Source organism: Amycolatopsis samaneae, assembly GCF_039541975.1.
Taxonomy (GTDB): Bacteria; Actinomycetota; Actinomycetes; order Mycobacteriales; family Pseudonocardiaceae; genus Amycolatopsis; species Amycolatopsis samaneae.
On the sequence record NZ_BAABHG010000003.1, the window covers coordinates 343,802 to 365,222 of the forward strand.

Annotated in this window: 21 protein-coding genes; 11 read left to right on the top strand and 10 right to left on the bottom strand. The window is 71.4% G+C overall.

Annotated elements, in window-relative coordinates; all coding sequences use genetic code 11:
• Positions 1-14 precede the first annotated feature (14 nt).
• From ABD987_RS08705 to ABD987_RS08720, 4 genes are all read right to left on the bottom strand, one after another.
• Positions 15-590 carry a PadR family transcriptional regulator gene (locus ABD987_RS08705; protein ID WP_345388950.1) on the bottom strand — a complete coding sequence of 192 codons (576 nt, stop codon included), beginning with the start codon at positions 588-590 and terminating at the stop codon, positions 15-17.
• Between the two features lie 64 nt (positions 591-654).
• The gene (locus ABD987_RS08710; RefSeq protein ID WP_345388952.1) at positions 655-2,475 is read right to left on the bottom strand and encodes an APC family permease; all 1,821 of its coding nucleotides are present in this window, start codon (positions 2,473-2,475) and stop codon (positions 655-657) included.
• A 194-nt stretch (positions 2,476-2,669) separates the two neighbouring features.
• On the bottom strand, positions 2,670-3,812 hold the full coding sequence (locus ABD987_RS08715; protein ID WP_345388954.1) for an epoxide hydrolase family protein: 1,143 nt from the start codon (positions 3,810-3,812) through the stop codon (positions 2,670-2,672).
• A gap of 129 nt (positions 3,813-3,941) precedes the next feature.
• Entirely contained in the window at positions 3,942-5,336 is a 1,395-nt protein-coding gene (locus ABD987_RS08720; RefSeq protein WP_345388956.1) for an MFS transporter, read from the bottom strand.
• A gap of 92 nt (positions 5,337-5,428) precedes the next feature.
• Between ABD987_RS08720 and ABD987_RS08725 the strand changes: the two genes are divergently transcribed.
• The gene (locus ABD987_RS08725) at positions 5,429-6,379 is read left to right on the top strand and encodes an Lrp/AsnC family transcriptional regulator (protein WP_345388958.1); all 951 of its coding nucleotides are present in this window, start codon (positions 5,429-5,431) and stop codon (positions 6,377-6,379) included.
• Between the two features lie 143 nt (positions 6,380-6,522).
• On the opposite strand, the gene ABD987_RS08730 is transcribed toward ABD987_RS08725, so the two are convergent.
• Positions 6,523-7,383: a LuxR C-terminal-related transcriptional regulator gene (locus tag ABD987_RS08730; protein ID WP_345388960.1), complete on the bottom strand. Its 861-nt coding sequence runs from the start codon at positions 7,381-7,383 to the stop codon at positions 6,523-6,525.
• A gap of 113 nt (positions 7,384-7,496) precedes the next feature.
• On the opposite strand from ABD987_RS08730, the gene ABD987_RS08735 reads away from it, so the two are divergent.
• The 6 genes from ABD987_RS08735 (at position 7,497) to ABD987_RS08760 (ending at position 12,318) form a co-directional block, all read left to right on the top strand.
• On the top strand, positions 7,497-9,131 hold the full coding sequence (locus ABD987_RS08735; protein ID WP_345388962.1) for an AMP-binding protein: 1,635 nt from the start codon (positions 7,497-7,499) through the stop codon (positions 9,129-9,131).
• A 36-nt stretch (positions 9,132-9,167) separates the two neighbouring features.
• The gene (locus ABD987_RS08740) at positions 9,168-9,587 is read left to right on the top strand and encodes a PPOX class F420-dependent oxidoreductase (RefSeq protein WP_345388964.1); all 420 of its coding nucleotides are present in this window, start codon (positions 9,168-9,170) and stop codon (positions 9,585-9,587) included.
• Positions 9,588-9,761: 174 nt separating this feature from the next.
• On the top strand, positions 9,762-9,920 hold the full coding sequence (locus ABD987_RS08745; RefSeq protein WP_345388966.1) for a hypothetical protein: 159 nt from the start codon (positions 9,762-9,764) through the stop codon (positions 9,918-9,920).
• A 193-nt stretch (positions 9,921-10,113) separates the two neighbouring features.
• Positions 10,114-10,509: a hypothetical protein gene (locus ABD987_RS08750; RefSeq protein ID WP_345388968.1), complete on the top strand. Its 396-nt coding sequence runs from the start codon at positions 10,114-10,116 to the stop codon at positions 10,507-10,509.
• Positions 10,510-10,674: 165 nt separating this feature from the next.
• The gene (locus ABD987_RS08755; protein ID WP_345388970.1) at positions 10,675-11,295 is read left to right on the top strand and encodes a DUF6292 family protein; all 621 of its coding nucleotides are present in this window, start codon (positions 10,675-10,677) and stop codon (positions 11,293-11,295) included.
• A gap of 75 nt (positions 11,296-11,370) precedes the next feature.
• A complete protein-coding gene (locus ABD987_RS08760) occupies positions 11,371-12,318 on the top strand; it encodes an anti-sigma factor RsbA family regulatory protein (protein WP_345388972.1) in 948 nt (315 codons plus the stop codon).
• 31 nt (positions 12,319-12,349) lie between these two features.
• Here the strand turns inward: ABD987_RS08760 and ABD987_RS08765 are convergent, their stop codons facing one another.
• The 5 genes from ABD987_RS08765 to ABD987_RS08785 all read right to left on the bottom strand — a co-directional run bounded on the left by ABD987_RS08765 (position 12,350) and on the right by ABD987_RS08785 (position 15,077).
• The gene (locus ABD987_RS08765; protein WP_345388974.1) at positions 12,350-12,808 is read right to left on the bottom strand and encodes a DUF6328 family protein; all 459 of its coding nucleotides are present in this window, start codon (positions 12,806-12,808) and stop codon (positions 12,350-12,352) included.
• Between the two features lie 10 nt (positions 12,809-12,818).
• On the bottom strand, positions 12,819-13,151 hold the full coding sequence (locus ABD987_RS08770) for a plasmid stabilization protein (RefSeq protein ID WP_345388976.1): 333 nt from the start codon (positions 13,149-13,151) through the stop codon (positions 12,819-12,821).
• Positions 13,152-13,245: 94 nt separating this feature from the next.
• Entirely contained in the window at positions 13,246-13,557 is a 312-nt protein-coding gene (locus ABD987_RS08775) for a DUF3618 domain-containing protein (protein ID WP_345388978.1), read from the bottom strand.
• Positions 13,554-13,967 (bottom strand): phage holin family protein, encoded by a 414-nt coding sequence (locus tag ABD987_RS08780; RefSeq protein ID WP_345388980.1) that lies wholly within the window; start codon positions 13,965-13,967, stop codon positions 13,554-13,556. The genes ABD987_RS08775 and ABD987_RS08780 overlap by 4 nt, the downstream gene beginning before the upstream one ends.
• Before the next feature lie 408 nt (positions 13,968-14,375).
• Positions 14,376-15,077, bottom strand: a complete 702-nt coding sequence (locus ABD987_RS08785) for an IclR family transcriptional regulator (RefSeq protein ID WP_345388982.1) — start codon at positions 15,075-15,077, stop codon at positions 14,376-14,378.
• A 142-nt stretch (positions 15,078-15,219) separates the two neighbouring features.
• Here ABD987_RS08785 and leuC point away from each other — a divergent pair, with 142 nt between their 5' ends.
• The 4 genes from leuC to ABD987_RS08805 all read left to right on the top strand — a co-directional run bounded on the left by leuC (position 15,220) and on the right by ABD987_RS08805 (position 21,179).
• On the top strand, positions 15,220-16,656 hold the full coding sequence (gene leuC, locus ABD987_RS08790) for a 3-isopropylmalate dehydratase large subunit (protein ID WP_345388985.1): 1,437 nt from the start codon (positions 15,220-15,222) through the stop codon (positions 16,654-16,656).
• A gap of 29 nt (positions 16,657-16,685) precedes the next feature.
• Positions 16,686-17,288 carry a 3-isopropylmalate dehydratase small subunit gene (leuD, locus tag ABD987_RS08795; RefSeq protein ID WP_345388987.1) on the top strand — a complete coding sequence of 201 codons (603 nt, stop codon included), beginning with the start codon at positions 16,686-16,688 and terminating at the stop codon, positions 17,286-17,288.
• A 251-nt stretch (positions 17,289-17,539) separates the two neighbouring features.
• Positions 17,540-18,208, top strand: a complete 669-nt coding sequence (locus tag ABD987_RS08800; RefSeq protein WP_345388989.1) for an HU family DNA-binding protein — start codon at positions 17,540-17,542, stop codon at positions 18,206-18,208.
• A 211-nt stretch (positions 18,209-18,419) separates the two neighbouring features.
• On the top strand, positions 18,420-21,179 hold the full coding sequence (locus ABD987_RS08805) for an AfsR/SARP family transcriptional regulator (protein WP_345388991.1): 2,760 nt from the start codon (positions 18,420-18,422) through the stop codon (positions 21,177-21,179).
• Positions 21,180-21,421 lie beyond the last annotated feature (242 nt).

A 21,421-nucleotide genomic window follows, 5' to 3' on the forward strand; every position in this document is an offset into this window, starting at 1 on the left:
AATCCCCCTGTGTGTCAATGGTTTCCTGGCCAGGGCAGCGAACCGTCGCGGATCTCGGCGATCGTGCGCCGCGTCCAGTCCAGCTCGGCGCGTAGCACGTGCGCGATGTACTCGGCCTCGATCATGAACAGCCGGGGCATCCCGGCCCCGGTCGTCTCGTGCAGTGCCGTGTCCGTGCCGTCGATGCGCTCGGTGAGGTGTCGCGCGCGTTCTTCGAGCGCGTCGGCGGCGCGTTCGGGGCCGAGGGCGCCGAGGTAGGACACCGCGGCGACGAACTTCGGGTACTCGGCGACCGGTTCGCGGATCAGCTCGTCGAGCCAGCGCACGAACTCCTCGCGGCCCAGCTCGGTGTGCGCGTAGACCGTGCGCTCGGGGCGGTTGCCCTCGCGCACGGTCTCCACCGGTTCGATCCACCCGTGCCGGGCCAGTGCTTCGACGGTGTCGTACAGGGTGCCCGTGGTGATCTTGAAACTGGTGTCCTTGCTGCGTTCCCGCAGCGTGGACGCCATTTCGTAGGGGTGCATCGGTTTTTCCAGCAGCAGGCCGAGCAGGGCGAGCGCCAGGGTGTTCCGGATCTTGCGGGTGGCCATGATGAGTTAGTCGCTCCCTATTAGTCGGAAGCGACTATACACGGCGGGCCGAGGTCGGGCGGTGCTAGTTCTCGTCGATGCACACGTGCGGGCTCAGCCGGAAGCGCATCCGGCACACCACGGCGTCGGAATGCCGTCGCAGCGCGCGGGAAAGCACGGCGCCGCGCTGGTTCTGCAGCACCCGCTGCCACAGGTGTTCCGGCTCGACCTCGGCGATGAGCACGAACGCGTGGCAGTCGCCGATCCCGCGCAGGTACTCGACCAGCGGCTCACCGAGCCGTCGGCGTTCGTCGTAGAGCTGCACGAGCGGGACGTCCGGATGCCAGCGGTCCCAGTCCTCGACGAACTTCTTCGCCGCCGCCTCCTCGCCGGGATGGGTCACCGTGACGGCTTCGACGCGGTCGCCCAGCGAAAGCGCGGCGGCCAGCGCGTCGCGGGTCAGCCGGGTCACCGAATGGACGGGCACGATCACCCGCGCGCGGTGCGGGCGCGGCGGCGCCGGGGTCCGGCCGAGTTCGAGGCTTTCCCCGATGCGGCGGTAGGTCCGGTGCACCCACTCCATGAGCAGCACGAGCACCGGCAGCGCGACGACGATCAGCCAGCCGCCCTCACCGAACTTCGTGGCCGTGACGACGACCGCCGCGATCGCGGTGAGCACGGCGCCGAATCCGTTGACGAACGCCTTCCCGTGCCAGCCGGGCGGCCGGGTCCGGCGCCAGTGCCGGACCATCCCGATCTGCGACAACGTGAACCCGACGAACACACCGATCGCGAACAGCGGCACGAGGGTGTTCATCTGGCCGCCGGAGACGAGCAGCAGCGACGCCGAGGTGATCGCGAGGAACCCGATCCCGTAGCGGTGCACCTGGCGCTCGGCGCGCAGCGCGAACACGTGCGGCAGGTTGTTGTGCTCGGCCAGCAGTTGCGCCAGCACGGGCAGTCCGCCGAACGAGGTGTTCGCCGCGAGCGCGAGCAGCACGACCGTGGAGAACTGGACGACGTAGAAGCCGAAGCCGTTGCCCAGCGCGGCACTGGTCACCTGCGAGAGCACGGTCACGCCGTCGACCGGCTGGATGGCGAACTTCTGGATCAGCACCGCGATGCCGATCAGCATCACCGCGAGCAGCGCGCCGAGCGCGACCTCGGCCGCCTGCGCGCGCTTCACCCTCGGCCTGCGGAAGGACGGGACGGCGTTCGCGATCGCCTCGACCCCGGTCAGCGCCGAGCAGCCGTTCGCGAAAGCCTTGAGCAGCAACAGGATGCCGACCGATTCGAGGGTATGGGCGTGTCCGGTGGTGAGCACGGCCGCCGGTTCGGCGCGGATCAGGCCGGCCACCACGACCACCAGGATCGCGCCGACGTAGATCGCGGTCGGGAGCACGAACGCCCGCGCGCTGTTCGCGATGCCGCGCAGGTTGATGCCGGTCACCAGCGCCAGCACGGCAAGGCACAGCCACACCGTGTAGGGCAGCAGCTGCGGGAACGCCGACGTCAGCGCCGCGACCCCGGCGGCGACCGAGACCGCGACGTTGAGGACGTAGTCGACGATCAGCGAGGCGGCCGCGACCAGCGATGCCCGCCTGCCCAGGTAGGTCCGGCTGACGCCGTACGCGCCGCCGCCGTTGGGGAACGCCGCGATGACCTGCCGGTAGGACAACGTCAGCACGGCCAGCAGCACCGCGATGGCCAGCGTGACCGGCAGGGTGAACCCGAGCCCGGTGCCGCCCGCGACGGCCAGCACGAGCACGATCGCCTCGGGTCCGTAGGCCACGGATGCCATGGCGTCGAGGGAAAGCGCGGCGAGCCCGCCGATCACGGACAGGCGATGCCGCTCTGCGTCGTTCTTGCGGCCCGTCGCGGGGGCGGGGCGGAGAGTGGTGGTCACGGCCCCAGGCTGCGGTCACGCCGTCCCGCTTCGCCGCGCGTCTACGGCCTCTTAACGCGCTTTCGGCCGATCACCACAGCGCACTGACGCCCTGGTGACGCATCTCTCCGGTCGTGCCGCGGCGGTCCGTGAAGGACTCCTTCACCGCGCTGAGCGCGGTGAAGGAGTCCTTCACGGACTTGGGGCGGCGGATCTCAGCGCACGGTGCGGAAGAAGGCGCGGATGTCGGAGACCAGGAGGTCCGGGGCCTGGAGGGACGCGAAGTGGCCACCGGTGTCGTACCGCGTCCAGTGCGTGATGGTGTTCGACAGTTCGGCGAGCCCGCGGATCGCGCCGTCACCGAGGAAGTTCGCGACCCCGGTCGGCACCGGCGAAGGCCGCGGACGCACGCCCCAGGCCTCCTGCCCGCCTTCGAGGTACAACCGCGCGGCGGAACCGGTGGTCCCCGTCAGCCAGAAGATCGAGACGTCGGTGAGGATCGCGTCGCGGTCGACCGGGGTCTGCCCGGTCCGGCCGGGATCCCAGTCCACGAACCATTCCAGGTTCCACGCGAGCTGCCCGGCGGGCGAGTCGTTCAGCGCGTACGCCAGGGTTTGCGGCCTCGTCGACATCTGCGTCGCGTAGCCGGAGTGCTGTGCCCACAGTGTGCTCTGGTGCTCGGCCAGTTCCCGGTCGGCGTCGGACAGCATCGCGAGGTCGTCCGGATCGGTGGACACCGACGCGTCGGCGAGCGCGTTGACGTGCACGCCGAGGACGCGGTCCGGGGCGATCCGGCCCATCGCCGGGGACACGATGCTGCCGAAGTCGCCACCCTGCGCGCCGAACCGCTCGTAGCCGAGCCGGCGCATCAGGTCGAGCCAGGTGCGGGCGATGCGGCTGACACCCCAGCCGGTTTCCTTGGTAGGACCGGAAAACGCGAAGCCGGGGACGGACGGCGCGACGACGTGGAAGGCGTCGGCCGGGTCTCCGCCGAACTCGCGCGGGTTGGTCAGCGGCCCGAGGATGTCGAGGAACTCGTACACCGTGCTCGGCCAGCCGTGCGTGATGAGCAGCGGCGTCGCGTCCGGCTCGGGCGAGCGGACATGCAGGAAGTGGACGTGCTGCCCGTCGATCTCGGTGGTGAACTGGGGGACGGCGTTGAGTCGCGCTTCGTGGCGGCGCCAGTCGTAGCCGGTGCGCCAGTAGCCGACGAGGTCTCGCAGGTAGTCCTCGTTCACCCCGTACGACCAGCCGACACCGGGGAGCTCGCCGGGCCAGCGGGTGCGCGCGAGCCGGTCGGTGAGCTCGTCGAGGTCGGCCTGGTCGACGTCGATCCGGAAGGGTTGTGGTGCGGTCATGCGGAGCAGTCTTCCGGCCAAATAGGCCACTTAATGGCCGCATTCGACGCCTTTTTCGTGCTGTCCGTGAATGCCACATTGAGGGACTCAGAGTCCCTCAATGTGGCATTCACGGACCTCGCGGAGTCCTCAGCGGGAGCGCAGGATCGGGCGGGTCAGCGCGAGGACGAACACGAGCAGCCCGAGCGAGATCCCCAGTGCCAGCCGCGTCCCGCCGGAACCGCCGAGGTGGAAGAACGCCGCGCCCAGCACCGCGACACCGGCCGTGGCGCCGAACTGCTGGGCGGCATTGAGCAGACCGGATGCGGACCCGGTCTCGTGATGGTCCACACGGGACAGTGCGGTGCCGAAGAACGGCACGGTGAACATCCCGAGCCCGGTCCCGGACACCAGCAGCGGCCACATCAGCGCGGGCCACGGCGCGTCGATCAGCATCGCGGTGCCGGCCAGCCCGGCGGCCAGTACGCACACGGCCACCCGCATCACCGGCGCGCCGAAGCGGGGGACGAGGTAGCGGCCGGCGCACCACGAGCCGATCGCGAGGCCCAGCGACCACGGGAGCATCCCCAGCCCCGCGCCGAGCGCGCCGGTCCGGCCGCCGAGCTGGAGGAAGAGGACGAGGACGAACATCAGGCCGTTCGTCACCGCGAAGAACAGCAGCACGGACACCAGCGACGCGGGGAACACCCGGTCGCGGAACAGACCCGGTTCGACCAGCGGACTCGCGCCGCGACGGGACTTGCTCCGCTGGTGCCACCCGAACGCCGCGAACAGCGCGGCACCCGCCAGCAGGCACAGCCAGGTCCACGCCGCCCAGCCGACGTCGTTGCCCTGCACCAGCGGGAAGATCATCAGCCCGGTCGCCGCCGCCACGAGCACCGTGCCCGCGACGTCGAGCCGCGGCCGCGCGGGGGAGCGGTCGTCGGCCACGAGCGGGGCGGCCAGCAGCACGAGCAGGCCCAGCGGCACGTTGAGCAGGAACACCGCGCGCCAGCCGAGGCCGAGGACGTCCGCCTCGGTGAGCACGCCGCCGAGGACCGGGCCGCACACCGAAGCCAGCGCCATCACCGGCCCGATCATGCCCAGTGCCTTCGCGCGCTCGGCGCCGTCGAACATCGCGCGGATCAGCCCGAACGTCTGGGGGATGATCAACGCGGCGCTCGCGCCCTGGAGCGCGCGTGTCGCGAGCAGGGTCCCGATGTCCGGGGCGGCCGCGCACAACGCGGAGCACAGCACGAACGCGGCCGTGCCGGCGACGAACGCGCGGCGGCGGCCGAGGATGTCGCCGATCCGCCCGCCGGTGATCAGCAGGACCGCGAACGGGAGCGTGTAGCCCGCGGTCACCCATTGCAGCTGACCGTCGGAGGCGGCCAGATCGGCGCGGACGGCGGGGGAGGCGACCTGCGCGACGGTGGCGTCGAGCAGGTTCATCGCCTCCGCGAGCAGGAGCGCCGCGAGGGCGAGCCACCGGCCACGACGCGGCGGGGCCACGCCGGGCGCGGCGAGTACGTGCTGGTTGGTCATGTCCGCGAAGGTAGGAAGACCCGGGCGTTCCGATCCACTCAGCGCCGGATCTGCGACGGATAGTTCCAAGTTTGGGGAGCTACGATCGGAATATGCCACTGGACGATCTCGATCGCGCGCTGGTCCACGCCCTGTACCTCGACGGCAGGGCGGCGTTCAACCACGTCGCGGAGGTACTCGGGACGTCCCAGCAGACCGTCGCGCGCCGCTACCGCAGGCTGCGCGCCGACGGTGTGCTGCGCGTGGTCGGGATGACCGACGCCCGGCGGCTGGGCCTCGTCGAGTGGTTCGTCCGGCTGCGCTGCACGCCCGACGCGGCGCTGAAGGTGGCGAACGCACTCGCCCGCCGCGAGGACACCCGCTGGGTGCAGCTCACCTCCGGCGGGACGGAGATCGTCTGCGTGATCCGCTCCGCGCAGGCCCCGGATTCCTTGCTGCTGCGGGAACTTCCCCGGACACCGCGGGTCGTCGCGGTGTCCGCGCACTGTCTGCTGCGGACGTTCGTCGGCGGCCCGGTCGGCTGGGACGGGTGCGCGGCGGCGCTGGCCCCGGAGCAGGTCGAGCGCCTCACCCCCGAGCCGCCGGATCCCGCCGCCGAGCCCGTTGCCGACGTCGCGGCCGATGAGCCCTTGCTGGCCCTGCTGCGGCACGACGCCCGCACGTCCTACGCCGATCTCGCCGCGGCCACCGGCTGGGCCGAGGCGACCGTGCGCCGCCGGATCCGCCAGCTGCGCCGGGCCGGGGTGCTGTACTGGGACATCGACATGGCGTCGGTGCATCTCGGGTACACCGTCCAGGCGGTGCTGTGGCTTTCGGTGCGGCCCGCGCGGCTGGTGGAAGTGGCGGAATCCCTTGCGGGACAACCGGAAGTCGCGTTCGTGGCGGCCACCACCGGATCGAGCAACCTGGTCGCCACCGTGCTCTGCCGCGACGTCGAAGCGCTCTACACCTACCTCACCGAACGGGTCGGCCGCCTCGACGCCATCGACCGCCTTGAGTCCGCGCCGATCATCCACACCGTCAAACGCGCCGCGACCTCGTGAGCGGATGCGGGGTCTCGCGTGATCGAAGAGCGAACTCGCGTGATTGAACGGCGATCTCGCGTGATCAGACGAGATCCGCGTCCAATCACGCGAGATCTCCTTCTGATCACGCGAGTTACCTCTCTGATCACGCGAGTTCGCGGTCAGGGGAGCAGGCCGGCGCGGCGGGCGGCGTTGACGGCCTGGAGCCTGCTGTGGCAGTCGAGTTTGCACATCGCGCTGCGCAGGTAGCTTTTGACCGTCTCGGCGCCGATGGACAGCGTCGCGGCGGCCTCGGCGTTGCTCTGGCCCGCGGCGACACAGGCCAGGACGTCGAGTTCGCGCACCGACAACGACGGCGCCGGGCCGTCCGGGGACGGGAGCGGGGACGCGCCCGCGAGGGTCGCGGTGACGGCGTCGATCCGCGCGCGCAGCGCCGCGTCGGTGATCTCGCGGCCGAGTGACCGCAGTTCGGCGTGGCCACGCCGGATGGTCTCCCGCTCGGCCGACGCGGAGTCCGCGGCCATGCCCGCCGTCCGGTACGGCGCGGTGAGCTGCGCGAGCCTGCGTTCCACCTCGTCGCGGACGGCCAGCTCCTGTTCCAGATCGCGGGCGGCCTGCGCCACCGCGTCGATCGCGGGATCCCCGAAGCACACCGCCTCGCGGACCGCGCCGTAGAGCACCGCGCGCACCGAGCGGCGCACGATCACCGGCACGGCGATGGCCGAGCGGACGCCCTCGGTGCGGACCGCGTGATCGAAGTGGTGACTGATCGAGTCGCTCGCGTAGTAGTCGGTGACCGACACCGGGCGCCGCGCGGCGATCGCCTGACCGCCGAGACCGCGGCCCTGCGCCACGACGAGCCCGCGCAACGAGTTGGTCGCGGTGCCCACGAGTTCGCTCATCCGCAGTTCGGAACCACCGACGACGACCCCGCCGAAGGCGAGCGGAAGCCGCGCGGATGTCCGCACCGTGCCGAGGGCGCGACGGACCTCGGCGCTGTCGGCCGGCTCCGGTGTCGGCATGCGCGCATCACCCCTGTTCGGGGGTAGTCGGCGGGTAACGGACCCCCTGATAGTACGACCACCTGCGGCAACGTGGCCCCGGTACGTTGCCCACGACCTCGGCGGAGTGACCCATGACCTCACCGGAGCAGACCGCGCTGGACCTGCTGGCCGGGTACGGCGCCCCCGACGCCTGTGCCCTCGACCTGCTGTGCCGCCGCCACCCGGCCGACGCGATCGCCTTCACCGTCGTCGAGGCGGACCTCACCAGCCGCGACCTGACCTTCGGCGAACTGGACGAGTTGTCGGGCCGGTTCGCCGCCGCGCTGGCCGCGCGCGGGATCGGCGCGGGCGACCGGGTTGCCACGCTGATGGGCAAGTCCGCCGAGCTCGTCGTCGCGCTGCTGGGCATCTGGCGGCTCGGCGCGGTCCACGTCCCGCTGTTCACCGCGTTCGCCCCGCCCGCGATCGCCCTGCGCGTCACCGGGAACGGCACCAAGGCCATCGTCGTCGACCCCGGGCAGCGGGCGAAACTGGCGCCGGGCGCGGACATCCCGGCCGACGCCGGGTGGCTGGTCGTCACCACCGGCGAGGCGGGCGGTGGCGATCTGGCGTTCGCGGACCTGCTCGCCGAGGATTCGCCGGTCCCGGAGCCGGTCGCCGTCGGCGGCGAGGGCACGCTGATCGAGCTGTTCACCTCGGGCACCACCGGGACGCCGAAAGCCGTCCCGGTCCCGGTGCGCGGGCTCGCCGGACTCCACTCCTACCAGCACTTCGGGCTCGACCACACCGCCGAGGACGTGTTCTGGAACGCCGCCGACCCCGGCTGGGCGTACGGGCTGTACTTCGCGATCAGCGCGCCGCTGGCGATGGGCAGGCGCAGCCTGCTGCTGCACGCGGGTTTCTCCCCGGAGCTGACCTGGCAGGTGCTCACGCGCTTCCGCGTCACCAACTTCACCGCGGGCCCGACCGTCTACCGCGCGCTGCGCAACTCCGGGGCCGAGGTGCCGGAAGCGCTGCGGTTGCGGCACCTCTCCTCGGCAGGGGAACCGCTGACCCCGGACGTGATCGACTGGGCGCGGGAAACCTTCGGCGTTCCCGTGCGGGATCACTACGGACAGACCGAGACCGGGATGATGGTGGGCAACGCCTGGCATCCGGACCTCGTCGCCGAGGTACGGCCCGGGTCGATGGGCCGTCCACTGCCCGGATTCGCCGTCGAGGTGCTGAAGGCCGGGTCCGACGAGCTGGCCGGCCCCGGCGAGGTCGGCCGGGTCGCCGTCGACCTCGCGCGTAGCCCGCTGATGCCGTTCGACGGGTATCGCGACGCGCCCGAGCGCAGCGCCGAACGGTTCAGCGCCGACCGGCGGTGGTACTACACCGGCGATGTCGCGGCCAAGAGCGCCGACGGCTATCTCACCTTCGGCTCGCGCGACGACGACGTGATCCTCATGGCCGGTTACCGGATCGGCCCGTTCGAGGTGGAAAGCGCGCTGGTACAGCATCCTTCGGTCGCCGAGGCCGCCGTCATCGGCACCCCGGACGCGTTGCGGGGCGAGGTCGTCGTGGCCTACGTCGTCGTGCGGGACGGCGCCGAATCCGGTGACGCGCTCACCGAGGAGCTGAAGCGGCTCGTGAAGTCCCGGCTGGCCGCGCACGTCTATCCCCGCGAGGTGCACTACGTGACCGAGCTGCCGAAGACGCCGAGCGGGAAGATCCAGCGTTTCCTGCTGCGGGAACGTGCCCGCGAGGTCTCCCCGGCGAGCTGAGGCGCCGCGCGTGTCCCTGCTGGTATTCCTGGTCGTATGGCAGTGCAGATCTCGGCGTCGGCCCGGCTGTCCGACGAGGGTGCCCGGTTCTTCCGGGCGCCGTACTTCTCGGTCCTCACCACGCTGGGTAAGGACGGGACTCCGCATTCGAGCATGATCTGGGTCCGCCGCGACGGCGACGACCTGCTCATGGTGACCGTGCGGGGCAGGCAGAAATGGCGGGACATGACCCGCGACCCCCGGGCGACACTGCTCGCCCACGACCCGGAAGACCCCTACCACTATGTCGAAATCCGGGGCACCGTCACGATGACCGAAGAGGGCGGGGCCGCGCTCATGAACGAGCTCTGCCTGGCCTACACCGGAAAGCCGTGGGAGCCCGACCCCGCCCAGGGGCCCAGGGTCGTGGTGCGGCTGACGCCGTCGAAGGTCGTCGAAGCGAACGTGCCGCGATGACCTTGTCCGGCCGGGACAATGGGGGTTCCGGCCGGACAATGATCTTGCACGCGGATTTCCGTCCCCCGTTTCTCCTGATACGGTCACAGGGAAATAACGAATTAGGGGCGCGAGAACCCTAAGTCTTTCCCAAGTTTTCGGACCCCTCCCCGCGCGCGGACCTACACTGGCGCAATGAAGATCGCCCTGTGGATCGGATTGTGCGGGCTGTGCCTGACAGCCGGCCACGTGATCTTGGGCGCGCTCGGGATTCTGCTGCTGCTCGGGAGTATCCCGATTCGCCGTGCCGGGGAGCGCGGGGCCGGGGAAAGAGAGCTCGTGCTGCACCGCTGAGCGGTGCGGATCCGGAAAAGCGGAATTGTTCCCGGGTGGCACGGGAACAATTGTTCGAGTCGCTTCCGGGCCCGTCGTCCAGATGATCAGGCCATCCCGTGTTTCGCCGCGCGCGGCCGGGGGTAGCCCACCGGCACGAGCGTGGCCAGGTGAAGTCCACAGTGGATGGTGGCTGCGCGGAAGGAGGTCGACGATGACGCATTCGGAACCCCCTGAGCACCTCTCCCCGGCCGGTGAGGAAGTCGTGGAGCGTGTCCACCCCCGGGTGCGGATGATCCGTGCCCTCAACGCGGTGATCCGGGTGATCTGCGTGCTGTTCGCGCTGGTTCTCGCCCTGCACATCGTGCTCGTCTACGGCGACGCCAACCCGGCCAACACGTTCGCCCGGCTCGTCGACAGCTGGTCCGGGTCGGTGTCCCTCGGCCTGCGCGACCTGTTCACCCCGGGTGACGCCAAGCTGCGCACCCTCGTCAACGAGGGCCTCGCCGCGGTGGTGTGGCTGGTGATCGGCATGGTGCTCACCACGTTGATCGCCCGGATCGGGATGCCGGGACCGCGGCGGATCTGGCACCGCCGCGCGGTGCACTGATCCCGTCCGTGTCCGCCGGTGCCGGAAGCGCCGGCGGGCACGGCCTGTCCCCGGACAGTCCTGTGTGGACAGTGGAGATACTCTGTCGCGCACGGCCCCGTGGAGCTGGTTTGTGCGGTAGGGTCGGTTCCGGCCCGGGGCTGCCGGGGCCGGAACGGAGTTCGCATGTCCCCGTCAGGACCGGACCGACCTCCGCGCGGTGAGTTCGCCAGGGCACGGGCCGAGGCCTCCCAGGCCGAGGAGACGATGCGGGCCAGGGCCGTGCGAGCCGTGGCGGGCAATTCCCACGACGCGCGAGACCGGCACGAACTGCTGGCCATGCTCGGCCTGCCGGAATCGGCGGGGCATCGCGCGGAGTTCGAGGCCGCGGAAGCGGGAGCCGACGACGAAACCCTGGTGCTGGCTCGCGCGCTGAAGGGGTATGTGCGCGCGGTCGCCGACGTGGTCGGGGTCGCTCCCGACGGCACCACGTGCGAAGTCACCGACACCGCGACCGCCTACCTGGCGCTCGCGAGCCGCCGGCCCGAGTACGCCGACCGGGATCTGATGCTGGTCTGGAGCGAACGGCAGGGATGGGTGGTTTCGGTCGAGACCCGCCCCGCCGAATCGGCGATCGTCCTGTCCCGGCTGGGCGGCGACACGGTGCCCTCGCCCGAGGCCGTGGCGCGGTTCGTCGGCGACGTCGTCCACCATCGGCGCGGCGCGGGACTGCCGACACCCGTGGCTGCCACGGAAAGCCGCCTGCGTCAGGCCGAGCGGATGAGCCGGTACCTCGGCGGGCGCTGACCGGCACCGTTTGCCCGCGTGCCGTCCGGGGTATGAGACCCGGTGATGCGAAGAACTTCTTCCGGAACCCATGGCGTGGCCGGCACCCACCCGGGCGCCGCCGGGCCGGAACCGTTCACGCATCCGGCGTTGTTCTACCGCGACGAGCGGGAGTACCTGGCGGGCGTGCTGCCGTTCGTCACCGGCGCCCTCGACGCCGCGGACCCGGTCGCGGTCGTGGTGCCGCCGGACAATCTGGCACTCCTGCGTGCCGCGCTCGGCGCCGACGCCGGGCGGGTGGTCATGCTCGACATGACCGAGGTCGGGCGCAATCCCGGACACCTCATTCCCGGCGTGCTGCTCGCCTTCGCCGACCGGCATCCCGGCGGGCACGTCCGGATCGTCGGCGAGCCGGTCTGGGCCGCCCGTTCCGTGCACGAGTACCCGGCGTGCGCGCGGCACGAGGCGTTGATCAACCACGCCTTCGCCGGGCGGACGGTGACGATCCTGTGCCCCTATCACGTGGGTTCGCTCACGCCGAAGACGCTCACCGACGCGCTGCGCACGCATCCGCTCGTCGTCGACGCGACCGGGCGGCACGTCAGCGACCGGTACGACCCCGACGCCGTCGTCTCCGCCTGCAACCGGCCGTTGCCGCCGCCCGAGGGAGCCACCGCCGTCACCGTCGAGACGATCGGGCTGCCCGCCCTGCGGCGCGTGGCGGCCAGGCTGGCGGCGCGCGCCGGACTCGGCGCGGAACGCGTCGAGGACGTCGCGCTGACACTTACCGAACTCGCCGGCAACAGCATCGAACACGGCGGCGGGACCGCCAGGGTGCTGCTGGGCACGGCCGGGGAACACCTGGTGTGCCAGGTACGCGACAGCGGCCGCCTCGCCGATCCGCTCGCCGGCAGCCGTCCCGCCGGACCGGGACAGCTGCGCGGCCGGGGCCTGCTGCTGGTGCACCACCTCGCGGATCTGGTCCGCACGTACACCGGCCCGGCGGGCACCTGTGTCGAGGCGTCGTTCCGGCTCGGTCACTGAGCCCGCGGGGTCCACAGAGGACGCCGGCAGCTCACCGGAAGAACCGTAGCCACAACGGGACGACGAACCACAGCAGCAGGAACAGCAGCGCGGTGCCGGCGCTGAGCACCGCGGCGGCGACCCCGCCGAAGACCAGGTAGCCGATCATCAGCACGGTTCCGGTCATCGCGGCGGCGAGCAGGACGAGGCCCAGCACCGCCAGCGTGGAGGTGTACCGCACGATCACCTCCCGCATCCCCCGCCGGAACAGCAGCCGGTGCCACGCGGCCGGCGCGATCAGCAGCGCGACCGCGCCAGCCGCGAGCAGCACGGTCACCACGTGCACGTGGTGCAGGAACCCGTCGGTCCTGGCGTAGCGTTCGGTGAACGCCAGCGACAGCAGGAAACCGAAGAGCACCTGGACGCCCGCCTGCGCGACGCGTACCTCCTGGAGCAGTTCGCCGAGGTTGCGGGCGAGTCTTCGCTGGTCGGACTCCTCCGGTTCGCTCATCGCGTACGTCTCAGCGGCCGAGTGCCTGCTGGAGCTGCTTCTTCGTCATCTTCGACCGGCCATGGATGTTGCGCTTCTTGGCGTCGTTGTACAGCTGTTCCTTGGTCGGCCCGCCGGGGCCGAGGCGCTTGCCGGAGCGGTGCCCGCCCCGCTGCTGCGGCGACTTGTCCTGTGTGGACGTCCGGCTCGCCGAACGCGACTCACCGGAGCGGGCGCGGTTCTTGTTGACCGTGCGCGCGGCGATCTCCTCCGCGCGGTCCTCGCCCGTGCCGCGCTCCTCCTGGGACTGCTTGATGTGCTGGTACTGGCGTTCGCGTTTCGCGTTCCACGACTGCTGGGGCATGACCTCGCTCCCTCCCCGGCGGCTGCCGGTCGGACTACGTCCTCCGGTTAACCGCCCGGGGCCCGGGATAAACCCCGGCGCCGGAAGCGGCCGCTCAGCGGCGCCGCCGCCGCAGGAGCAGCCGGATCAGGAACACCACGGCGAACGCCGTGGCGAAGACCGGCAGCGGACGGTTCCGCACCGCCTCGGCACCCCGGCGGAACTTCTCGGCCGCCGGGACCGAAACCGTCGACGCGATCCGCGCGGTGGCCTGGTCCAGCCTGCCGTCGACGTTCTCCCGCACGCGGTTTTTCACGTCGAGCTTGCCCGCCAGCGCGCCGAGCGTCTCGGTCAGTTCTTCGCGGGTGACGTCCCGATCGGCCCTGGCTTCTTCGGCGTCGGCGGGGAACTTCTCGCGCTCGGTCATGACCGCACTCCTCGTTTGACGGTGTCGATGTCCTCCCGTACCGAGCCGAGGGTCTCCTCCGGCACAGGCGGCGCCGCCCGGCCGACCTGCTCGCGGCCGGCGAGCGCGGCGATCCCGGCCACCACGAGCAGGGCGGCGCCCACGAGCAGCGCGGACAACCAGGCGGGCAGCACGAGTGCCAGCGCGAGTACCGCCGCGGTGACCAGCGTCGCGGCGCCGAACACGCCGAGCAGGCCCGCCGCGCCGAACAGACCGGCGCCGAGCCCGAAGTGCTTGCCCTTGTCGCGCAGTTCGTACCGGGCGAGCCGGAGTTCGTCGCGGACGAGTCGTTTCACTTCGTCGGTCAGGTCGGAAACCAGTTCACCGGCCGAACGGTTCTCGGCCGGGACGTGGTTCGCTTCTTCGATCACGGAGCACCTCCCGAGCGGTTTCGGCGCCGGGCCACGCCGGGACCGCCGTGGCCGGTCCTCGCCGCGTACCCGGCCCGGCGGCCGGGTAAACCCGCCGGGCACGCGGCCGCCTCATCCACTGTGGACGGAGTGGTCGCGGGCGAGGCTCCGCCGGTGGGGGCGTACCGGTACTCGCGACGGGCCGGGCGGTGCTGCCGTCAGTGGTGGCCGCGCGGCCGTTCGGGTGAGGGCGTTCGGCCGAGGGGGTGGGCGGCGGGAGCGGGGGAGTACACCGTGGACACTGCGCGGCGGCGGACTCTGTGGATGGTCACTCCCATGCGGCCCCGGCGTGTCACCGGACGTGGACGGAAAGTCACCTCGTCCCCGGTGTCCGGTGTCCCCAATGGACGGTTTGGGGCTCCTGTGACGTCAGAGGCGTTCCTGCAGCGCGTCCGCGGCGGCGAGCAGATCGGCCGCCCAGCGCGCGCCCGGCTTCCGGCCGATGCGCTCGATCGGGCCCGACACCGAGACCGCGGCGATCACCGTGCCCGAGGAGTCGCGCACCGGCGCCGAGACACTCGCCACACCGGGCTCGCGCTCGGCGACACTCTGCGCCCAGCCGCGGCGCCGCACCTCCAGCAGGGTGCGTTCGCCGTATACCGCCTCGGCGAGGATCGTCCGCTGGGTGTGCGGATCCGACCACGCGGCAAGGACCTTCGCGCCCGAGCCCGCCGTCATCGGCAGCCGCGAACCGATCGGGACGGTGTCCCGCAGTCCGCTCGGCGGCTCGGCGGTCGAGACGCACACGCGCTGAACGCCGTCACGACGGTACAACTGCACGCTTTCCCCGGTGATGTCGCGCAGCTTCGGCAGCACCGCGCCCGCCGCGTCGAGCAGCGGGTCGGTGGAACCGCCCGCGAGTTCGGCGAGCGCGGTGCCGGGGCGCCAGCGCCCGTCCGGCCCCCGGCGCAGCAGGCGATGCACTTCGAGGCCGACCGCGAGCCGGTGCGCGGTGGCGCGGGGAAGCCCCGTCCGCGAACACAGTTCGGCCAGGCCACAGGGATCCTCGGCCACGGCCTGCAGCACGGCCACAGCTTTGTCCAGTACTCCGATACCGCTATGCTGTCCCACAACTCGATACTATCTTCCCGCACTTTGGGAAGTCCAGAATCTGGGAAAACCGAACTCGCGCGGCGCCCGCTCGCGGCTTTTCACCGCGGGTGCCCGCTGCCCGGGTTCCACGTTCGCGAGATTCCCGTGGAAGGAGCCGAAGATGACCAGCCCGACCGGCAAGGCCCGCACACTGGCGGAAAAGGTGTGGGAAAGCCACCTCGTGCGCCGAGGCGAAGGCGCCGAGCCGGACCTGCTCTACATCGACCTCCACCTGCTGCACGAAGTGACCAGCCCCCAGGCGTTCGACGGGCTCCGGCTGGCCGGGCGGCAACTGCGCCGTCCCGACCTGACCATCGCGACCGAGGACCACAACGTCCCGACCGTCGACATCGAGCTGCCGATCGCCGATCCGGTCTCGCGCACCCAGGTCGACACCCTTCGCCGCAACTGCAAGGAGTTCGGGGTCCGGCTGCACCCGATGGGGGACGCCGAGCAGGGCATCGTGCACGTCATCGGCCCGCAGCTCGGGCTCACCCAGCCCGGGATGACCGTGGTGTGCGGTGACAGTCACACCTCCACGCACGGCGCGTTCGGCGCGATGGCGTTCGGCATCGGCACTTCGGAGGTCGAGCACGTCATGGCGACGCAGACGCTGCCGCTGCGTCCATTCAAGACGATGGCGATCACGGTCGACGGCGAGCTGCGCCCCGGCGTCACCGCGAAGGACATCATCCTCGCGGTGATCGCGAAGATCGGCACCGGCGGCGGGCAGGGCTACGTCCTGGAGTACCGCGGCAAGGCCATCGAGGCGCTGTCGATGGAAGCGCGGATGACCGTGTGCAACATGTCGATCGAGGCGGGCGCCCGCGCCGGACTGATCGCTCCGGATGAGACCACGTTCGCGTATCTGAAGGGCCGTCCGCACGCGCCGGCGGGCGCCGACTGGGACGCCGCGGTCGAGAACTGGCGCGCGCTGCGCACCGACGAGGGCGCCGAGTTCGACGCCGAGGTGCGGCTCGACGCGAGCGAGCTGACGCCGTTCGTCACCTGGGGCACCAACCCCGGGCAGGGGCTGCCGCTGGGCGCCGAGGTGCCGGACCCGGAGCGGATCGGCGACGAGAACGAGCGCATCGCCGCAGAGAAGGCCCTGTCCTATATGGACCTCAAGCCGGGCACGCCGCTGCGGGAGATCGCGGTGGACACCGTCTTCCTCGGCTCCTGCACCAACGGCCGGATCGAGGACCTGCGGGCCGCCGCGGAGGTGCTGCGGGGCCGCCACGTGGCCGATTCGGTGCGGATGCTCGTGGTGCCCGGTTCGATGCGCGTGCGCCAGGCCGCCGAAGCCGAGGGCCTGGACGAGATCTTCACCGCGGCCGGCGCGGAATGGCGGCAGGCCGGCTGTTCGATGTGCCTCGGCATGAACCCGGACCAGCTCAAGCCGGGCGAGCGCAGCGCGTCGACGTCGAACCGCAACTTCGAGGGCAGGCAGGGCAAGGGCGGCCGGACGCACCTGGTGTCGCCGCTCGTCGCGGCCGCCACCGCCGTCCGGGGCACGTTGTCCTCCCCGGAGGACCTGCCCGTCACCGCCGGCCGCTGAGTCCGCACCGAGACCCGAAGGAGACATCGATGGAACCGTTCACCCAGCACACCGGGGTCGGCGTGCCGCTGCGCAGGTCCAACGTGGACACTGACCAGATCATCCCGGCGGTGTACCTGAAGCGCGTCAGCCGGACCGGCTTCGAGGACGGCCTGTTCGCCGCCTGGCGCTCGGACGAGCAGTTCGTCCTCAACTCCGAGCCCTTCCGCCAGGGCAGCGTTCTGGTCGCCGGGCCGGACTTCGGCACCGGATCCTCCCGCGAGCACGCCGTGTGGGCCTTGATGGACTACGGCTTCCGGGTCGTCATCTCCGCCCGCTTCGCCGACATCTTCCGCGGGAACTCCGGCAAGCAGGGCCTGGTGGCGGCGCAGTGCGCGCAGTCGGACGTCGAGCTGCTGTGGAAGCTGCTGGAGAACGAGCCCGGCACGGAGGTCACGGTCGACCTCGAGACCAAGACCGTGCGAGCGAAGGACTTCGTCGCGCCCTTCCAGATCGACGACTACACCCGCTGGCGGTTGCTCGAGGGGCTCGATGACATCGCTCTCACCCTCCGCCACGCCGGGGAGATCGACAAGTTCGAAGCCGATCGGCCTTCCTGGAAGCCGGTGACCACCCCCGCCGCCGCCTCCTGACCCGCCTCCGGGGTGCGGATTCCCTTGCTGAGCAGGGAATTCGTGCCCCGGGGCCGGGTCGGGAGAACACTGCGAAACCACGCCAGACGGCACCTCGCGGGCCCCTCGGGGGGTCCCTCAAGAGGCGGAACCACGTCCGACGCAAGGAAAATTTCCGCGTGCCGTTTGGAATTTGTGCTGCATTAGTAATACCGTGTGCGCAAGTCGGCCGACGTGGCCGTGGACGAAGTAGTTCTTCTTGGAGGACTGGAATGGCCAACAAGGCCCAGCTGATCGAGGCGCTGTCGGAGCGCCTGGGCGACAAGAAGGTCGCATCGGAGGCCGTCGACGGCCTCGTCGACATCATCATCCGGACGGTCAACAAGGGCGAGAAGGTGAACATCACCGGCTTCGGTGTGTTCGAGAAGCGCGCCCGTGCCGCCCGCACCGCGCGCAACCCGCGCACCGGTGAGACCGTGCGCGTCAAGAAGACCAACGTGCCCGCCTTCCGCGCCGGCACGACCTTCAAGGACGTCATCAGTGGCGCCAAGAAGCTGGCGAAGGCCACCCCGGCGAAGCGCGCGAGCGCGAGCACCGCCCGGGCGACCACCAGCACCCGCGCCACCACGACGCGCACCGCCGCGTCCCGCACGGCCGCCACCCGGCCGACCTCGACCCGCAGCACCACCACGCGGGCGAAGGCCACCGCCACCAAGGCGACCGCCACCAAGGCGGCCCCGAAGACGGCGGCGAAGGCCACCACCACGCGGGCGAAGGCCGCTGCCACCAAGGCCGCGCCGAAGACCGCCGCGAAGGCCACCACCACGCGGGCGAAGGCCGCCGCGAAGCCGGCCGCCAAGGCCGCGCCGAAGGCGACCGCCGCGAAGAAGACCGCCGCGAAGGCCCCGGCCAAGCGCACCTCGGCGGCCAAGAAGAAGTAGCCAGCGCGTACTTCTCGGCAGGGCCCCACGCGATCCGCGTGGGGCCCTGCCGCACGTTCACCCCCGGTGTCCCCGGTGATTCCGGGAATGTGCTTGAGCACCCGACCGAGTGATGCCACGCTGCGATCCAGGCAGACGCGGCGGTCGCGGTGCCGTGGCGTAAGGGGCGTCCACCATCGATATCCGGCTCCTCGGTCCGTTTCAGACGCTGGTGAACGGTTCGCCGGTCGTCGTCACCAGTTCCCGGCAGCGCGCGTTGCTGGCCACCCTCGCGCTGAGCGCGGGACGGCTCGTGTCCATCGAGACACTCGCCCGCGGCGTGTGGGGGGAGGCGCCACCCGAACGGATCCGCGGCAGCCTCCAAACGTATGTCATGCGGCTGCGGCGGCTCTACGGTGAGGAAACCGTGGCCACCGAACCGGACGGTTATCGCCTGGTGGCCGAGCCCGCCGACGTCGACGCGCTGCGATTTCTCGGTCTGGTCGACACCGCGATGGAAACCGCCGAACCGGATCGCCGTCGCGCCATCCTCGGCTCCGCGCTCGCATTGTGGCGTGGCGCACCACTGGAAGGCGCCGGTTCCCCGGCATTGGCGGCCGAATGGGTGCCGTTGCTGACCGAACGCTATTTGTTCGCCGCGGAACAGCGCATCGATCTCGACTCACGCCTCGTTCCCGACGCGCGGCTCGTCGCCGAACTGACCGAACTGGTGACCCAGCATCCGCTTCGGGAATCGTTGTGGGCACGGCTGGTCCGGATACTCGCGCGGTCGGGGCGGCGGGCCGAGGCACTCGCCGGCTACGCCCGGCTGCGGGAGCTGCTCGCCGACGAGCTCGGCGTCGAGCCGGGGGAGGAGCTGCGGCGGCTGCACGCCGAGCTGCTCGCGGCGGGTGAGGGCTCGTTGCCGGGTAACGAATCCGCCGGCGCCGACCGGCCCCGCCACGGGGCCGTGCCCCGGCAGCTCCCGTTCGACGTCGCCAGCTTCGCCGGCCGGGACGCCGAACTCGCCGCGCTGGACGGCTTCCTCGGCGCGGGGCGGGAGGACGGCGGCATCGTGGTCATCGAGGGCACCGCCGGCGTCGGCAAGACCTCGCTCGCGGTGCACTGGTCGCACCGGGTCGCCGACCGGTTCCCCGGTGGTCAGCTGTTCCTTGACCTGCGCGGACATTCCGCCGAGACGCCGGTCACGCTCCAGGCGGCACTCGCCGGGTTCCTCCGCGCGGTCGGGGTCTCACCGGAGTCCCTACCCTCCACAGTGGAGGAACGATCGGCCCTGCTGCGCAGCAGGCTCGCCGGGAGCCGCACCCTGCTGCTGCTCGACAACGCGCGGGACGCCGAGCAGGTCCGGCCGTTGCTGCCGGGGCCGGGCAACCTGGTCGTGGTGACCAGCAGGAACCAGTTGCGGGGGCTGGTCGCCCGCGCGGGCGCCCGGCGCATCGCGCTGGGCTCGTTCGGCCACCGGGACACCGTGGCGCTGCTCGCCGGGAGCGTCGGCCGGGCGCGGCTGGACGCCGAACCCCTCGCCGTGGCCGAACTCGCCGAACTGTGCGGCGGGCTCCCGCTCGCGCTGGCGCTGGCGGGCGAACGCGCCTCCCGGTTCTCCGGGATGTCACTGGCGGGAATCGTCGACGAGCTGCGTGATCAGCGGCTGCGGCTGGACGCGCTGCGCGACCCGCAGGACGCCGGGACCGATCTGCGTGCCGCGTTCTCCTGGTCGTACAAGGCGTTGCGCCCGGCGGCCGCCCGGCTGTTCCGGCTGCTGGGCCTGCATCCGGGGCTCACCGTCAGCCTGCACTCGGCGGCCGCGCTCGCCGGGACCGGGCTGCGCGAGGCCCGCGATCTGGTCGACCAGCTCGCCGCGGCGCACCTGCTCAACCAGCCGAGGGCCGACCGGTACCAGTTCCACGATCTGCTCCGGGTGTACGCGGCCGAGCTCGTCGAGGCCGAAACCCCGGAGGAGGAACGGACCTCCGCGCTGCGGCGGCTGCTCGACCGGTACCTCGCGACGGTCGCCGAGGCGAACGAACTCGTCCGGCCCGATCTGCTCACCGAGGACATCGAGCTGGAACCCGTCGGCGGCGAGGGGGTCGGCTTCGTCGACCACGAGGACACGATCGCCTGGTACACCGCGGAACGGCAGGCGCTCGTCGCACTGGTCGAGATCGCCGCCCGGCACGGCTGGCCCGCCCGTGCCTGGAAACTCGCCTGGCTGCTGCGGGGGTTCTTCGCCGAACGGCACGACCGCGAGGAGTGGATCGCCACCGGGCAGACGGCGGTCGAGGCCGCGCGTGCCGCGAAGGACCGGCTGGGGCTGCAGTACGCGGCCAACAACCTCGGGTCGGCCTATCTGCGCGCGCTGCAGGCCGACAAGGCGCTGGAAGCGCTTGAGGAGGGCAAGAAGGCGTCGGAGGAGACGGGCGGGAGCGCGCTGACCGTGGCGATCCTGTCCAACCTTTCCGGCGCCTACTTCGTCCGTGCGGAGTACACCGACGCCGAGCAGTACGCGCTGGAAGCGGTCCGGCTCGCCCGTGAACGCGGCCAGCGCACCTTCGTCTCGCACGCGCTGCTCAACGTCAGCGCGGCCCGGATCGGGCTGCGCGACTTCGACCACGCGGCCGAAGCGGCGATGGCGGCGTTCGACGCCTTCACCGAGCTGAGCGATCGCTACCACGCCGCGTTGTCCCTCGGGAACGCCGCCGAGGCACTGGAAGGCGCGGGCCGGTACGTCGAAGCCGAGGTGCACGGCCTGAGAGCGCTCGCCGAACTGAGAGAGCTCAACGCCGACTACGGCACCATCGACGTCCTGATCACGCTCGGCAGGATCCGGCACAGCACCGGCCGCGGCGCCGAAGCCGGACGCCACTGGGCCGAGGCGTTGGCTGTCTGCCAACGCCTCGGCGATCCCCGCGCCGGGGACATCGAGGCACTGTTGGCGACGTTGCCAGCAGGCGAACGGCCGACACCCCCGTGATGCGCCGTACCCCTAGCCCGGCGCAGCACACAGGCGTGCCCGATTCAGTACAGCACCCGCCGCTGTCAAAGCGCTGTCGCGCGCGAGTTCCCCACTCACGCGCCCGAGTTCCCCACTCGCGCGCCTGAGTTCCCCAGTCGCCGAATCGCACACCACGGTTCCGTTTCCCGGCGTCATGCGCCCCAATGTGGCGTTCGGTGCGTCCAACGCACCGAACGCCACATTGGGTGCGTCCAACGCAC

Excerpts from the sequence above, each read along its gene's own strand:
- ABD987_RS08740 (WP_345388964.1), top strand. The coding sequence starts at position 9,168 with ATGGCAGTGCAGATCTCGGCGTCGGCCCGGCTGTCCGACGAGGGTGCC.
- ABD987_RS08745 (WP_345388966.1), top strand. The coding sequence starts at position 9,762 with ATGAAGATCGCCCTGTGGATCGGATTGTGCGGGCTGTGCCTGACAGCC.
- ABD987_RS08765 (WP_345388974.1), bottom strand. The coding sequence starts at position 12,808 with ATGAGCGAACCGGAGGAGTCCGACCAGCGAAGACTCGCCCGCAACCTC.
- ABD987_RS08775 (WP_345388978.1), bottom strand. The coding sequence starts at position 13,557 with ATGACCGAGCGCGAGAAGTTCCCCGCCGACGCCGAAGAAGCCAGGGCC.
- ABD987_RS08800 (WP_345388989.1), top strand. The coding sequence starts at position 17,540 with ATGGCCAACAAGGCCCAGCTGATCGAGGCGCTGTCGGAGCGCCTGGGC.
- leuD (WP_345388987.1), top strand. The coding sequence starts at position 16,686 with ATGGAACCGTTCACCCAGCACACCGGGGTCGGCGTGCCGCTGCGCAGG.
- ABD987_RS08770 (WP_345388976.1), bottom strand. The coding sequence starts at position 13,151 with ATGCCCCAGCAGTCGTGGAACGCGAAACGCGAACGCCAGTACCAGCAC.
- ABD987_RS08725 (WP_345388958.1), top strand. The coding sequence starts at position 5,429 with ATGCCACTGGACGATCTCGATCGCGCGCTGGTCCACGCCCTGTACCTC.
- leuC (WP_345388985.1), top strand. The coding sequence starts at position 15,220 with ATGACCAGCCCGACCGGCAAGGCCCGCACACTGGCGGAAAAGGTGTGG.
- ABD987_RS08735 (WP_345388962.1), top strand. The coding sequence starts at position 7,497 with ATGACCTCACCGGAGCAGACCGCGCTGGACCTGCTGGCCGGGTACGGC.
- ABD987_RS08705 (WP_345388950.1), bottom strand. The coding sequence starts at position 590 with ATGGCCACCCGCAAGATCCGGAACACCCTGGCGCTCGCCCTGCTCGGC.
- ABD987_RS08750 (WP_345388968.1), top strand. The coding sequence starts at position 10,114 with ATGACGCATTCGGAACCCCCTGAGCACCTCTCCCCGGCCGGTGAGGAA.
- ABD987_RS08730 (WP_345388960.1), bottom strand. The coding sequence starts at position 7,383 with ATGCCGACACCGGAGCCGGCCGACAGCGCCGAGGTCCGTCGCGCCCTC.
- ABD987_RS08755 (WP_345388970.1), top strand. The coding sequence starts at position 10,675 with ATGTCCCCGTCAGGACCGGACCGACCTCCGCGCGGTGAGTTCGCCAGG.
- ABD987_RS08720 (WP_345388956.1), bottom strand. The coding sequence starts at position 5,336 with ATGACCAACCAGCACGTACTCGCCGCGCCCGGCGTGGCCCCGCCGCGT.
- ABD987_RS08715 (WP_345388954.1), bottom strand. The coding sequence starts at position 3,812 with ATGACCGCACCACAACCCTTCCGGATCGACGTCGACCAGGCCGACCTC.